The organism is Aquimarina pacifica (assembly GCF_000520955.1).
In the GTDB taxonomy this organism is placed as follows: domain Bacteria; phylum Bacteroidota; class Bacteroidia; order Flavobacteriales; family Flavobacteriaceae; genus Aquimarina; species Aquimarina pacifica.
Genome location: NZ_JACC01000006.1, coordinates 189,496 through 202,452, shown reverse-complemented (window position 1 = coordinate 202,452; position 12,957 = coordinate 189,496). Strand labels below are relative to the sequence as shown.

At 32.7% G+C, this 12,957-nt stretch carries 17 protein-coding genes; 16 read left to right on the top strand and 1 reads right to left on the bottom strand.

Annotation, left to right across the window (positions count from 1 at the left end; translation table 11 throughout):
• The first annotated feature begins 32 nt into the window (after window positions 1-32).
• The 3 genes from DZ60_RS0104500 to DZ60_RS0104490 are packed head-to-tail and all read left to right on the top strand — an operon-like array spanning window position 33 to window position 1,031.
• Window positions 33-212 carry a hypothetical protein gene (locus DZ60_RS0104500; RefSeq protein ID WP_025740827.1) on the top strand — a complete coding sequence of 60 codons (180 nt, stop codon included), beginning with the start codon at window positions 33-35 and terminating at the stop codon, window positions 210-212.
• A complete protein-coding gene (locus tag DZ60_RS0104495) occupies window positions 196-804 on the top strand; it encodes a hypothetical protein (protein ID WP_025740825.1) in 609 nt (202 codons plus the stop codon). The genes DZ60_RS0104500 and DZ60_RS0104495 overlap by 17 nt, the downstream gene beginning before the upstream one ends.
• Entirely contained in the window at window positions 804-1,031 is a 228-nt protein-coding gene (locus DZ60_RS0104490; RefSeq protein ID WP_025740823.1) for a hypothetical protein, read from the top strand. The genes DZ60_RS0104495 and DZ60_RS0104490 overlap by 1 nt, the downstream gene beginning before the upstream one ends.
• On the opposite strand, the gene DZ60_RS0104485 is transcribed toward DZ60_RS0104490, so the two are convergent.
• Window positions 1,028-1,378 carry a hypothetical protein gene (locus DZ60_RS0104485; protein WP_025740822.1) on the bottom strand — a complete coding sequence of 117 codons (351 nt, stop codon included), beginning with the start codon at window positions 1,376-1,378 and terminating at the stop codon, window positions 1,028-1,030. The genes DZ60_RS0104490 and DZ60_RS0104485 overlap by 4 nt on opposite strands.
• A gap of 109 nt (window positions 1,379-1,487) precedes the next feature.
• On the opposite strand from DZ60_RS0104485, the gene DZ60_RS0104480 reads away from it, so the two are divergent.
• The 13 genes from DZ60_RS0104480 to DZ60_RS0104420 all read left to right on the top strand — a co-directional run bounded on the left by DZ60_RS0104480 (window position 1,488) and on the right by DZ60_RS0104420 (window position 12,941).
• Window positions 1,488-1,682: a hypothetical protein gene (locus DZ60_RS0104480; protein ID WP_025740821.1), complete on the top strand. Its 195-nt coding sequence runs from the start codon at window positions 1,488-1,490 to the stop codon at window positions 1,680-1,682.
• A gap of 65 nt (window positions 1,683-1,747) precedes the next feature.
• Entirely contained in the window at window positions 1,748-2,035 is a 288-nt protein-coding gene (locus DZ60_RS0104475) for a hypothetical protein (RefSeq protein WP_025740819.1), read from the top strand.
• Window positions 2,032-2,568: a hypothetical protein gene (locus DZ60_RS0104470; RefSeq protein WP_025740817.1), complete on the top strand. Its 537-nt coding sequence runs from the start codon at window positions 2,032-2,034 to the stop codon at window positions 2,566-2,568. The genes DZ60_RS0104475 and DZ60_RS0104470 overlap by 4 nt, the downstream gene beginning before the upstream one ends.
• A 156-nt stretch (window positions 2,569-2,724) precedes the next feature.
• Entirely contained in the window at window positions 2,725-3,204 is a 480-nt protein-coding gene (locus tag DZ60_RS0104465; protein ID WP_025740815.1) for a hypothetical protein, read from the top strand.
• Window positions 3,205-3,417: 213 nt separating this feature from the next.
• On the top strand, window positions 3,418-5,193 hold the full coding sequence (locus tag DZ60_RS0104460; protein ID WP_025740814.1) for a type VI secretion system Vgr family protein: 1,776 nt from the start codon (window positions 3,418-3,420) through the stop codon (window positions 5,191-5,193).
• A 6-nt stretch (window positions 5,194-5,199) separates the two neighbouring features.
• On the top strand, window positions 5,200-5,988 hold the full coding sequence (locus tag DZ60_RS0104455) for a hypothetical protein (RefSeq protein ID WP_025740813.1): 789 nt from the start codon (window positions 5,200-5,202) through the stop codon (window positions 5,986-5,988).
• A 2-nt stretch (window positions 5,989-5,990) separates the two neighbouring features.
• Window positions 5,991-6,431: a DUF4280 domain-containing protein gene (locus DZ60_RS22490; RefSeq protein ID WP_025740811.1), complete on the top strand. Its 441-nt coding sequence runs from the start codon at window positions 5,991-5,993 to the stop codon at window positions 6,429-6,431.
• Window positions 6,428-7,747, top strand: a complete 1,320-nt coding sequence (locus DZ60_RS0104445; RefSeq protein ID WP_025740810.1) for a hypothetical protein — start codon at window positions 6,428-6,430, stop codon at window positions 7,745-7,747. Before DZ60_RS22490 ends, DZ60_RS0104445 begins: the two co-directional genes overlap by 4 nt.
• The gene (locus DZ60_RS0104440; RefSeq protein ID WP_025740808.1) at window positions 7,744-8,274 is read left to right on the top strand and encodes a hypothetical protein; all 531 of its coding nucleotides are present in this window, start codon (window positions 7,744-7,746) and stop codon (window positions 8,272-8,274) included. Before DZ60_RS0104445 ends, DZ60_RS0104440 begins: the two co-directional genes overlap by 4 nt.
• Window positions 8,271-8,861 carry a CHAP domain-containing protein gene (locus DZ60_RS0104435; RefSeq protein ID WP_025740806.1) on the top strand — a complete coding sequence of 197 codons (591 nt, stop codon included), beginning with the start codon at window positions 8,271-8,273 and terminating at the stop codon, window positions 8,859-8,861. Before DZ60_RS0104440 ends, DZ60_RS0104435 begins: the two co-directional genes overlap by 4 nt.
• A 31-nt stretch (window positions 8,862-8,892) precedes the next feature.
• Complete coding sequence (locus tag DZ60_RS0104430) at window positions 8,893-11,481, top strand: LysM peptidoglycan-binding domain-containing protein (RefSeq protein ID WP_025740805.1); 2,589 nt, start codon at window positions 8,893-8,895, stop codon at window positions 11,479-11,481.
• A 14-nt stretch (window positions 11,482-11,495) separates the two neighbouring features.
• Window positions 11,496-12,125 (top strand): hypothetical protein, encoded by a 630-nt coding sequence (locus tag DZ60_RS0104425; protein ID WP_152537362.1) that lies wholly within the window; start codon window positions 11,496-11,498, stop codon window positions 12,123-12,125.
• Window positions 12,126-12,173: 48 nt separating this feature from the next.
• Complete coding sequence (locus DZ60_RS0104420) at window positions 12,174-12,941, top strand: hypothetical protein (protein WP_025740802.1); 768 nt, start codon at window positions 12,174-12,176, stop codon at window positions 12,939-12,941.
• The last annotated feature ends 16 nt before the right edge of the window (window positions 12,942-12,957 follow it).

The following is a 12,957-nucleotide window of genomic DNA, read 5'->3' as shown; positions in this document are numbered from 1 at the left end:
TTTGAAATCATTAATCCTTTAAAATTTTTATTATGAAAGCAAAATCATTTTTATTGAACATTCTTTTTTTTATTTTGGCATTTACATTTGTCGGATGTGAAGCAGACAATATTGAAGATAATAGTGTTGAAAATGTAAAATCAGATGATGATGTTGATCTTAAGATGATCGACAAAGAAGAAGTAGAAGAACCAGATGATAGGGACAGTTAGAATTTCTATATTGATTATAGGTGCAGTATTTGCCTGTACTGCACCTTTTATACATATATTTTATCCAAAGAAACACCCTGATTTTGTGGTATACGAGAAGCAGCTTGAACAAAATAAGCTCAGTGAAGAATCATATATCCTCAAAGTAGAAACGCTCAAAACCAGCGAGAAATTCATTGGTTTCAGCAATATCAGGAAGTTTTGGTATGCGGCTGGCAAACCCATAGCTATGCTATATTTTGCTATTTTACTAGTATACATCTATCCTTTCATTATTGTAGATAAGTATATCCGATGGATTGTCGGCATCTCAGCATCATTGTTTTTATTTATATCCATTTATTTTATTACGTGGACCCTTTGGCATAGACAGGATTTTCCTAAGCACCTTTACTATTGGGCTATTGGATTGGTTGCCTTAATAGGAACCATTATTTCCGTTCTGATTAACAGGTACAATATCAAGCGCCAAAAAAACCTTCATTCTTGGTTGTATTTTGTGGTTAGAGATATCAAGCAGAAATATATTTCTGCAGAAGATAAAGAGCAGTTTGTACGGGATTATACTGATCAAATTGAAAAACTACGATAATGGCAAAGGATAGGAAAAAGATCGTAAAAAGTAAATTTCGTAAAGGATTGATTCCTGAAGATCTTCTTGATGAGATTAACAATGATATTGAACAATATCTTGAGAAAAAATCGAAAACGAACGAAAAACGTATTCAAGAGATGATCAAAAAACGTCTGGATTTAGGGCTCACTATAAATTTCTCTGAAACTTATATTAAAGAGAAGGTTTCTATGATATATACTTAATCATTATTAGGTTTTTTAATAGATAAGACTTCAATAACCCCATCCTGAACTTTTGTCTGAAGCCATAACCGAAATTTATCAACTTCTAACATTTCATCTTCATTCGCTACTATATAATCTGCTACTTTTACAGGGTCGTATTCTTCTATCCCAAGCGCATCATTTTCGATCATATCTAAATACTCAGGATAAATCTTTTTAAGTGCTTTTTTAAGTTTCAGAGATAGACTATCCTTATTAATGCTATAGTAAATGGTGGACTTAGCAACTTCTAATTCTTTAGCTACTTCATCAATGGAAATACCTTTGTTTTTTGAAATATGTTCGAAAAGAGTCTTAATCTCCATTAAATTATTTGCATATTAAAAAACTTTTTTCGTACTTTGTTCGAAATTAGTTTGAAAAAAGTATTAAAAGTATGATTTTTTGTTCCGATTTCAGAACAAAGACAAATGTATGCAAAATTTTACTAATGAGGAATTGAAAATATTAAGAGGAATACATACTGTTCTTGGTAGAAAATATAGTAAGTCCGGTAAGTATGTATCCTTAATAGCCCAAGGTAAGAGAGAAGCTAATACTGATGTTGCCAAGAACATTCTGAATGATCTGAAAACCATACTGAACATACTTAAACCCAATTCAAATTAATAAACATATTTAACGTAAACACATCGTCATAATTGGTTTAACGTTAGAGAGAATATACCCCACTTATGTTTCTCTATCACAATCAGCCTATATCAATTTATAGTCTGGGAAATGATATGAATATGAATACAACAAAACGAGACATGGTAGAAAAGTGGCTAATAGATAATCAAGCTGTAATTAACGCAGCTGGACTTGATAAACGTCTAGGTTTTCCAAGCGGTACATTGCAGAAATTTCTGAAGTATGACCGCAAGCTTAATAACAAACGTATCATAAAACTTTTCAGTTTTATCGAGCGTATCTGCTTACGATCATTTAGTGAAATGAAAGAAAAACCCAAAAGCCTATGATGAGCAACTTAGAACTAGACAATAGACGTAATAAATTTCTTCTTGCTATTATCAAATCTATTCAAATAGAAATGGATGATTTTATGGCAGGTGTTGCTAATAAAGATTGTTATGAGTCATTAATCTATAAATGGGCTACTCGCTTATTCGAAAAAGGAACAACGACTGATTATGCTATTAGTGTAATCCATAGAGCTAGAAGGTTTGTGTTAATCAACAAAACAGATAACCATTATGAGCCAACTACTGATGTAGCTTTAGATAAAATTCTTACCATGTTAAATGAACACCCTAATTATAATAAATTGGATTCTGAGACAAAACATATTGTTCAAAAGAAAATAATGGAAATGTTTAATCATAATGCTAGAATCGAAGCAATAGAGCAAGTACTTGAGAAGATAAATCCTAACGTATCTGTTGATAAAGCGAAGAACCAAGTATTGTTTATCAAGGTGACAGCTAATAGAATAATGAATGCTATCAGAAAATGGAACCTTACAGAGTATTGGCAAAATAGATCAAAGAAATAATAGTAAAACAAGGATGATAGTTTGTGTTGATAACCCCAACCGGAGATATCGGGTGCTTTTGTATGATTATTTTTTATAGTTAAAAACAAACCCCCATTCACTAAAAGTGCCCGAATATCTTTTAAAAATACAATCACAATAAAACCTAGCGAATATATGCTAACCTACCAGGATGAAATATTACAAAAAGTGCTTAAACAATTTGATGGATTGGCAAAAATTGATGCTTATGATCTCTTACAAAAAGTCGAAATACTGTTGCAAGGGCAAAAATCCCCTATTGAATACCGTTGTGTTATAAAAGAATTGGATAAACAATTCTTTAAAAATGAGATGATTACTATTGGAAAAAGTGGCTATTGTTACTTAATGGATTACTGCCACTTCATCAAGGTTTATGAATTTAGATCTGCATTTTTTCCCTTTACAACAAGAAATAACTTGTATTATACACTGTATCACGATTATAAAATGAAGCGGTTAACAAATAAAAACATCATAGAAACCTTTGAAAACACTCATCTTAGATATGTAATCCATCACTTTCTAAAAGATAATCAGGTGCAAAAGAAAAACTCAAAGACAAACCGACTCTTATTACTGGAGTTATTAGACCAAGTAGATCCAAAAAGATAACTTTTAAAATAAATTGATCTGAAATGAATATGTTATTGAACGAATATACAAGTTACTCATCGAAAAGGTTAAGTTTTAGCAGGGGGAATACCCCTTTTTGCTATAGTTAAACACAATAATAACAGTAAGTTTGCATTATAAATATCCCCAGTTATAGGTAACAAATAACCAAATCAATACACTAATAAATAGAACCCAAAATAAATACAGCATATGGCCCTACAAACTACTACTCAAATATTCATATCCGGAACACCTATTCAGTCCTATGTAAGCCTAAAACTAGTACAAGAAATTGATGCACATCATGATTTAGAATTAGTATGTAGAACCGATGTGGTTGAAAAACTATCCGAAGAATTAATTGGGGACAGTAAAGAGTATCTGGGAGGAGTTATTACCATGAAGATAAGCTCTACTTCTGATTTCGGGATCTACAAAGAACTAGAATTTAAAGGGGTGGTAACCAAAGTTGTTGGAACAAAAGGCTTTCATCAATCTAGTGGTGATCTGGTAACCTTAGAGGCTAAAAGTACTTCTATCTTGTCTGATGATGGAGGACATTATGCATCATTTAATGATATAAGTCTTTCGGAAATTTTAGAGCAAACCTTTCAGGAATATGATAAAGGAAAATTAGAAACAAATTTTTCTCCAGTATCTTCTGATACTATCCACTATTCAGTACAACATAATCAAAGTGCCTTTAGTTATGCAAGTAGATTGGCAGCCTATCATAATGAGTGGTTTTATTATGATGGGAAAAAACTTATTTTTGGTAGTCCAAGCGATGAGGAAACAGAGCTTTCGTATGGTGTAGATTTACAAAAATTCTCTTTGGAGTTGAGTTCTATTGCCAATTCCTTTGATTATTTCACAAACGATTACCTTATGGATGAAGTTCATCAAAAAAGTAGTACACAAGTAGCGATTCCATCAGAAGGATATCACGGTTTTACAGATAAAATATCAAAAGAATTATTTAGCAAACAAACACAAGTATATCATAATCTCTATAATGATGCATCTATAAAACCAAGATTAGATACCCAAGTGGAGCAATACACAAAGGCACGCGCTATGCAGCAGGTCATTGCCAAAGGTTCTTCTGATAATCCAGGGGTTAATCTTGGGGAAGTAATCAAAATCAAAGGACACGGTACCTTTAGAATTATAAAAATTACCCACACCAATATTGAAGGAGGCTCTTATAAAAACACTTTTGAAGCTGTAGATGCCAATTTTATTGCGTATCCTAAAATGGATATCAACAGATATCCAAAAAGTGACGTACAGATTGCCACGGTTATGGAAAACAATGATCCAGAGGGATTAAGTAGAATTAAAGTACAGTTCCCTTGGCAAAAACCATTGGGAGCAACAACGCCTTGGTTGCGTATGATGACACCCCACGCAGGATCAGATAAAGGATTTCATTTTATACCAGAAATTGATGAAGAAGTAATTGTGAATTTTGAAGGAGGAAATGCAGAACGACCTTTTGTATTGGGTGCTTTATATCACGGTACAGCCAAACCCGATAGTTGGCAATCAGACAACAATGATATTAAAGCCATTAAAACCAGAACAGGTCATTTAATCGAATTAAATGATACTGAAGGATCAGAAAGCATTAAGATTACGGATAAAAACGATAACATCGTTCATATAGATACAGTAAACAATAATATAACAGTAACCGCCTTAGAAAAAATGACTTTCAATGCTACTAATTTTGAATTGAATGTTAAGGAGAATGCAATCTTTAATATTGGCAAAAACACGGAGATACACACGGGTGAGAATCTTGATGTTTCATCTAAAAACGCCAATGAAATTATAGAAAGTGAAAAACATATTCAGATTGGTGGATCCTTAACTCAATTATCAGCGGAAACTGAAATACAAAGCGATGGCGATCTTAAAATATCTGGTGGAGGAACGGCTTCGTTTAATGGAGGAAGCGATGTTAAAATAAGCAAAGGATAAACCCATATGTCTCGCAGGTTGTTTGATTTCAACATAAAAGAATGGGAAGGTTCATTTCCAGAAGAAGGTAATTCTCGTTTTATCTTTTCAGCTGCTATTGATAGAGAAGGTAGTTCAGGTTCAGGTAAAAATATGAAACGAGAATTCACCGTTTTTTGCGAGCCTAATGATGATAATGGATTCTCCCGCACAGTTAAGATAAAAACAATTTCTTCTGAGATTAAATTGAATTCAGGATCTTCGGCTGTCAATGAATTATTAAATCAATTATCCTCTCTATACAATACTTGTACTTTACAGGTAAAATATGATGGTACTGTTATAGGGGTAACTAATTATTTGCAAATCCAAAGCGACTGGAAAAAAATAAAGCAGCATATTGAACAAGATTATAAAGGTAGTCATATTAGAATGTTTACGCGATCTATCGATAGTAGATTAGAAACTGAACAAAAAATAATTTCTGACATTTCTAGTTTTGAAAACTTTGGATTATTATTTCATTCTATTTATGGAAAATATGATAGTTTGTCTCCTGTCGTTAAAGAATTTCGGCATATGGGAATGAAAAAGGTGTATCCGATTCGGGAAAGTATCAAGGTGTCAGCATTAAACGATACCAATGTTGTTCTTTCCATAGAAATTGATACGCAATCTTCTGAACATATAGCATACTCAGGAAGCTATCAGATAAATAGTACTAATCAATGGATAGAAAAAGCATCAGTAGAAACTAAAGACAGTTATGATGGAGTAGAAATTCGGAATGAATTTCATTTACAGCAAAAGGTATAATTATGGCAGAAAAATATGTAATTGACGGAGCTAAGATTAAATGCTCATTGTGTACCAAACCAGAGGGAAAACTAGTGGTTACCTCTAATCAAATTAAGTTACAGGATAAGCTATGGGCTACTGAAGCGGATAAGGGAAAACCAAACCTAATGTTCCAAGGTAACTGCACAAAATTCAGTAACAATCCTCCTCCTTGTGCAGGAGTAATCGCACCGGTTCAATGGCAAAATACTGCTATAGGAATTACCATTGATGGAAAAAAAGCATTACTGGAAAGTTCTACAATAATGTGCGCTACAGGTGGGATACCTATTACCATAGAAGATCCTGCGCAAAAAGATACACCAACAAATATTCCACCACTCGCTCCTCTAGAAGAAGCAAAATTAGTCGTTGGAGTACATGGTCCTTTTATTGTTGAAGAAAATAAAGAAGGAGAATGAGTAAAGAAGTGATAATTGGTAAAGAGTACGTTTTTAGTGTTGCTGAGTTTAATAAAGACTTAAGTAATGCAGATAAAGAAAAAGTAGAATGGGCTTGGAAAAAAGAAGGAGGAGAAATACAGTACTTCGAAAAGCAAGGATATATAGATGATCAGGGTAATGTTTCAAAAAAAATATCATTTGACAAGAACCTAGCTGGAGAAAAGGTGTATGTCATGCCTTTTTTAGAAGAGCCTGATCCATCAGTTAGTGTCATAATTCAAGTACTTACACCGGTTTTAGCAAAAGAAATTCTTCTCATTACAGGAACAGAAAAAGAATCCGAAACATTTGGTAACAAACTAATGTTTATGGCGCAAACCGTTAGAGAAGTAAAGGTAAATTATCCAGATCAAAAATACCTTACCGTTTTGTATTATCCTGACGATTACTCTAGTGAACAAATTGGTGCATTTAAAGAAGCAATTTTAAATTTTAATGATAAGACTGATATTATAGAAATTGACACCCGTCAGAAAATGATTGATTATATCAATACCAAAACTATTGATGCGAGTATAAATGATAGGGAACTTCCTAATGACGATAATGATATTGTACAGATAGGGACACTTAAAATTTTCTCTCATGGTATGCCAAGTCGCTTTACTTTTGGATTAGGTTGGCCAATAGTACCCGTGGAAATAAATAATGTAGACCAAGAGTTTAACAAAACCCATGTTCCTCTATTACAAAAAGAAGCTTTTGCTGCTGATGCGGAGTTATATTCTTTTGCTTGTCGATCTGGAAATAATAGTACAGCAAGATCGTTTGTTGGTCCTGGCTATAATGTGGAGTACTATCCTATAAATCCAAGATCCTTAATTACTACAACCAAGTTTTTTGAAACAAGAGCTGAAGCGCAACGTTTCTACGATGATAAGAACTCTGGTCTCATTGCCAAAGCCATAAGAATTGAAGAAGTACCTACACCTTTTGAACAAGCAAAACCTCAAGAAAGTCTTGCACAAGACATTGCGAATCATTTGGATATTAAAGTATATACCTACCTTGTACGATCAAATTATGCAGATACCTGGAAAGATAATGGCGATGAAATTTATAAAGCTCAATATGAATATTATGAAGACGAAGATGCTCATAATCCACTAAATCCAAAAGATTGGGTTAGGGCTTATAGATCATCAGGAGGCTGGGATGAAGTGATATGGAATCCCCAAGGAGCTTATGGCCCGGTAAAGGCAGGATACACTCCTGATGGTTTACCAAGAAATTTATATTTGTTTACTAAAGATGCAGAACCTGTAGCACAATGAAAAAAAAGATAAAAATAATAGGGCTAATAACCGGAATTTTCGCTGTTGTACTTTGGCTTTTGTCTTCACTTTTTACAGAGATGACTTTTAATCCGGAATTTGAGATTCATAAAGATGAACACTTAGCATATCAAAATGTACAAGCTTCTGATTGCAATGCTACACAGCAGCAAAGTAAGGATCTTACTATTAAGTTCTCCTATACATACCCTCTTGTTAACTTTAGTGGTAAATTAGAAATCATTGACAAAAAAGATACGATAAGCAACCCAGAGGGAAAGCTTTTGTTTTCTGGCAAGTATAAAAACAAGATTATTCTTAAAAACCTATGTTATACCGATAAGGATCAAGCTAGTTTGTATAAGAATCTAGAGTTTAGGTTTAGTGATGAAGATGCAGCATATTGGTTTTATGCTGATACAGGTAAAAAAGGATACCCCTTTCTAAAGCAAGATAAGGTAACTATAAAAATCGATTGGTTTTCTATAGCCGAAAGTAAGCCATATCAAATAATACCCTTAGAATGAAGTATAAAATACTAATAGTATTTGGGGTTTTAGTTTTGATATTTCTAGGTATTAAGATGGTCAAAAAAGTGAACTTTAACACCAAGTATCAAGTGGGACAAGTGATCGATAGTCTCAATCATGTAAAGGTGTATTATAATGGAGGAGTATCACATACTGAAGGAAGAAACCTTGCTCCAGATGGATATAACTTAGGGATTAACTACCAATGTGTTGAGTTTGTGAAAAGATATTATTATGAACACTTAGATCATAAAATGCCAGATACCTATGGTAATGCAAAAGACTTTTTTAATACTGCATTAAAAAACGGTGCTTTAAACAAGCAAAGGGATTTATTGCAATATCATAATGGAGCTTCTGTAGAACCAAAGGTTAATGACATTGTTGTTTTTAGTAGAAGTTTCTGGAATTCATATGGACATGTAACGATCATTGCAGAAGTAACTAAAGATAGCGTTACCATAATCCAACAAAATCCGGGACCTTTTGGAGAAAGCAGAGAGCGATTAGGATTAAAATATGAAGAAAAAAAATACTATATTGATAATGATCGTGTTTTAGGATGGTTGACGTTAGATAGATAGCAAATAGAATGTTAAAAAATGTAACAAAGGAATGAGTCAAGAAGCGGAAAAAATAAGCAATTACGAAAGTGAAGCCGTCCAGAAAAATAAGGCTGTGATGAAATCTAAATTTGCGGAGCGATATCAACGTATGCAAGACAGAAAAAATGATCGTGGCGTAGCTCCTAACTTTAATACGTTTGTTACCAATGCTGTTGATAAGCCTGGATTAAAATCAAAAGAAAAAATAGTAGTTGCTAGCGTTACAGGACCAAAAGAAATTAAAGCAGGAGAAATTGCCACCTATTCCATAGCAACATATGATGGAGGGACTCCCGATGAAGCCTATAAAAAGAAAATTCGATGGAGTGTTTATATTGATGGTAAAAAAGAAAACCGCATCCGGATACTTGGTATAGATAAAACTGATAAAGAAGAAAGAACTATTGATATCTATAACGGCAACAAGAAAAATAAAGAATTTATTTTATACTCTAAGATTACTCCCACAGAGGATAAGCTTGAAATTAAATTTTCTAAATGGTTAGACGGTAAAAAAGTCAAAGTTGAAGCACATATTGGAATGAATTCATTTCATAAACCTTGTCAGGTAGATACTGCTGTCATTGCCAAACCAGAAGTATTATCCATCAATTGGGTAAATGCCAAAGAACAAAAGATAAAGTACACGGGCTACGATCAAGATGTCTTTTTACAAGTTGAGACGTTAGGGTTAGATGGTAAAGACCTTAATCTTGATGTTTTAGACTATGATAAAGGAGGCGAAGATGATAAACTGGATTGGGGAGCTAATAGTATCAAAATTACTGGTCGTAAGACGTTAAAACAGTTTCCTGTAAAAAAGAAAACGGAGTATGGACTACAACAAAAAGATGAAAATAAACCCGGATTGGATTTATATGTGGTGGTTAATAGTGGTGAACCCATAGAAAACTGTAAAGACAAATACGCTACCTATCTTGATCTTAATCCAGATGAAAAGATCATTACTGCATACTTTGCTGAAGAACGGAAGAAGGAAGTGCAAAAGGGAGAGGAAAAGCCTAAACCAAAACCTAAAAAAGAAACACCTAAAGAACCAACGGAATATACCGTAGTAAAAGGAGATGATTTAGCTAAAATTGCTAAAAAAACGAGAGTACCCTATACTCAAATTATGAAAGCCAATCCGGATACTGTATGGACAAAGCTTATTCCTAAAAAAACAATACTTACTATACCAGTAAAAAAAGAAGAGGAGAAACCAAAGGGAAAAGAAAAAGACACAAAAACCATCATCTATTACCAAAAAATTGATGCTGCGTATTTAGGCAGTAAAGTTTATCTAACAGCAGAAGCTCAAAATTTAGAAGGTAAAACTGTGACTTTTAAAGTTTTTGAGAAAAAACCTTTATTGATCTCTGAAAAAGATACCCCTATTTCGCTACTAGTTAAAGAATCAGAAAAAACAGAGATAGAAGCTACGGTAAATGATGGAAAAGCTCAAGTAGAAGTAGTTTTACATAGAAAAGAAGATAAAGCCAAAGATGATTGGAAAGAAAAACTAAGTCCACAGGAAAAAGAAGTTGAAAACGCTTATCATGATTGCGAACTAGATCAAAGTGTACATATGACATCTTTTGATTATAGATTAATTACTAATCCAGAGCGATACGAACAAGTTATAGAAAAAATCCCAGCTAAAAGTACGTATCTATGGCTACAAGTAACCTGCGAAGGTGATCAATTAGATTTTGATCAACCTTTCTTAAAAAAGACTGGTGCTTTAGAAGTATCTGTAAATACAGGAGATCATGGAGATTGGCACGAACCTATTCTTAATCCACAAGTACGTGGATGGTATAATAGCCAATCTGAAACCAATAAAGACTCTAAAATATTGGGGTGGAATCCTTATGCATCTATGAAATTACATAAAGATGTAGACCACTTATTAAGTGATGAAGCTAAAAAATACGGAAAACCACAGCGTGGTAGCGGTGAACATAATGGATTAGACATTTATGCACCTGTGGGCACACCAGTATATGCATCTGTAGAAGGTAAAATTACTATGCATCAAATCACAAAATCTTCTTCTGGGTTTAAAATAAAATTAGAAGGACAGTATAAGGAAGAACACATCCGCTTTAATTATATACACCTAATGCAGTTTGAAAAAACTCGTTTTCGTTTTTATAACAAAAAGAAAAAGACTATTCTACCTAATCACGGTTGGTTAAATTATAAAGATTTTCTATCCTCAAAAGAATGGAAAGACCCAGATACAATTATAATAGACCCAATAACAGGTAAACAAGAGGTGTTTAAGATACATTATAGCAATGGTATCTTAAAGATTGATAATAACGAAATTGATGTGGGTTTAATATCTTCTATAACTAATCAATTTGAAGCTGATAATTACGTAAAGGTAAAGAAAGGTCAAATCATTGGGTATACAGGTTCTACAGGAAACTCCTATCAAGGTAAAAAGAGGAATCATTTGCATTATAATACGTATATCAAATGGAAAGGAGTGCAACCCTATGAAAAATTTAAAGATTATATTAATCTCGATATAAGTGGTACTGAAACTAGTAAAAAACAAGATGGTGTAACACCTAGTAGTAAATGGTAATAATTCTTGATATTATGAAATATTATTTAACATATATAGTATTTATTTTTCTTACAAGTAGTTGTAAAACGGACAATAAGCAAACAATAAATAATTTAGCTGATTCTGAAGCAATAGATTCGATTATCCCGCAGACACTAGGGCAACAAAAAGCTAAAACTCTAAGAGAAAAGCTTGTTGGTCAAAGGTGTGATGATGCACATAATTTAGCTAGGTCTGAGGGTTATTATATACCTGGTGGTTTTTTAATTGGAAGTACTTTTAATAATGAACATATTGTAGATGGAAAAACGTTTGGTATTACTAGAATTAGTGGGAAAAAAGGAGAAGAAAAAAACTACAGTACATACCTAATATTAAAACAGTCATATGAAGATAAAAGTTCTCCTTGTAAAATTGTTGATGTATTAGAAGTAGATAAAGAAACTGATATATTTAAGAAGTTTCCTAATAAAGATATTGATATTTTTTCAGATGTTTTAGTGAATAATGAGAGAGCACCAGAGTTACTAGCTTTAGCTGAGTATGAAGAGGCAGGAATAATGACCAAAGTTTATAAGGTATGGCGAGTCAATCGTAAGACAGGCAAGTTTGAAGAAATTAATGATTTATCGAATATTACAGTAATCAATGAAGATTTTTAAAAATCTCTAAATGAAAGGATTCTTTTTACTATTTTTCTAAGTTGTCTATTGTTTTTTATAAGCTGTAAAACTGATAAAACATCAACTAATCCAGAACCAGTTGAAAAAGACACAAAAAGGTTAGAAAAAAAATCCTTTTACAAAAACGGTAAATTAAGAACTCTCGAGGTCTTAAATAAAAGTCAAGTAATTGAAGCCAAGTTATATGATTCTCTCACAGGAAATTTACAAACTATTTTAACCCTTGCTTCTGGTAAATCAGAACTTAATGATTGGTACAAACAACAATCATATTTTAATTATAATAATATCTTACTCCTTAAATACGGAGATTTAGATAATAATGGAATAGCTGAAGATGCCGTTATATTGGTTGGTAATGATGATTCTAATGTAAAGTGTTATGTTTTTATAAAATACAAAGACGCAGGCTTTATCAAAGAGACGGGAAACACGTATATTGCTATCCAAAGTGATTCCATTGATGTTGAATTTATTAAAGAAGGGTTTTCAATTAAAACCACTCATAATCTTGTGCATCAATGGAAACGTTCTGCATTATTCAAACGTAGAGATAAGAAATGGTATCTGGATAAAGATATATTTACCAATAACGAAAACAAAGATTTCACCTTTCTTCCAAAAGAAGAAATAGAATTAGAAAACTTTAATCCAAAGGAAAATCTCCCAGAAGAATTAGGAATACGATTTGATCTTGAAAACGAAGATCGTAATGTAATAGTGATTTCTTCTGTTCAGGAGTTACTAGATAGTATTGATGATCATACCACAATTTATTTAAGACCCGGAGAATAAAATTTATCTACAGTAA

What these genes read in the sequence shown, in the direction of transcription:
- DZ60_RS0104500 (WP_025740827.1), top strand. Translation starts at nt 33, where the DNA reads ATGAAAGCAAAATCATTTTTATTGAACATTCTTTTTTTTATTTTGGCA.
- DZ60_RS0104495 (WP_025740825.1), top strand. Translation starts at nt 196, where the DNA reads ATGATAGGGACAGTTAGAATTTCTATATTGATTATAGGTGCAGTATTT.
- DZ60_RS0104490 (WP_025740823.1), top strand. Translation starts at nt 804, where the DNA reads ATGGCAAAGGATAGGAAAAAGATCGTAAAAAGTAAATTTCGTAAAGGA.
- DZ60_RS0104485 (WP_025740822.1), bottom strand. Translation starts at nt 1,378, where the DNA reads ATGGAGATTAAGACTCTTTTCGAACATATTTCAAAAAACAAAGGTATT.
- DZ60_RS0104480 (WP_025740821.1), top strand. Translation starts at nt 1,488, where the DNA reads ATGCAAAATTTTACTAATGAGGAATTGAAAATATTAAGAGGAATACAT.
- DZ60_RS0104475 (WP_025740819.1), top strand. Translation starts at nt 1,748, where the DNA reads ATGTTTCTCTATCACAATCAGCCTATATCAATTTATAGTCTGGGAAAT.
- DZ60_RS0104470 (WP_025740817.1), top strand. Translation starts at nt 2,032, where the DNA reads ATGATGAGCAACTTAGAACTAGACAATAGACGTAATAAATTTCTTCTT.
- DZ60_RS0104465 (WP_025740815.1), top strand. Translation starts at nt 2,725, where the DNA reads ATGCTAACCTACCAGGATGAAATATTACAAAAAGTGCTTAAACAATTT.
- DZ60_RS0104460 (WP_025740814.1), top strand. Translation starts at nt 3,418, where the DNA reads ATGGCCCTACAAACTACTACTCAAATATTCATATCCGGAACACCTATT.
- DZ60_RS0104455 (WP_025740813.1), top strand. Translation starts at nt 5,200, where the DNA reads ATGTCTCGCAGGTTGTTTGATTTCAACATAAAAGAATGGGAAGGTTCA.
- DZ60_RS22490 (WP_025740811.1), top strand. Translation starts at nt 5,991, where the DNA reads ATGGCAGAAAAATATGTAATTGACGGAGCTAAGATTAAATGCTCATTG.
- DZ60_RS0104445 (WP_025740810.1), top strand. Translation starts at nt 6,428, where the DNA reads ATGAGTAAAGAAGTGATAATTGGTAAAGAGTACGTTTTTAGTGTTGCT.
- DZ60_RS0104440 (WP_025740808.1), top strand. Translation starts at nt 7,744, where the DNA reads ATGAAAAAAAAGATAAAAATAATAGGGCTAATAACCGGAATTTTCGCT.
- DZ60_RS0104435 (WP_025740806.1), top strand. Translation starts at nt 8,271, where the DNA reads ATGAAGTATAAAATACTAATAGTATTTGGGGTTTTAGTTTTGATATTT.
- DZ60_RS0104430 (WP_025740805.1), top strand. Translation starts at nt 8,893, where the DNA reads ATGAGTCAAGAAGCGGAAAAAATAAGCAATTACGAAAGTGAAGCCGTC.
- DZ60_RS0104425 (WP_152537362.1), top strand. Translation starts at nt 11,496, where the DNA reads ATGAAATATTATTTAACATATATAGTATTTATTTTTCTTACAAGTAGT.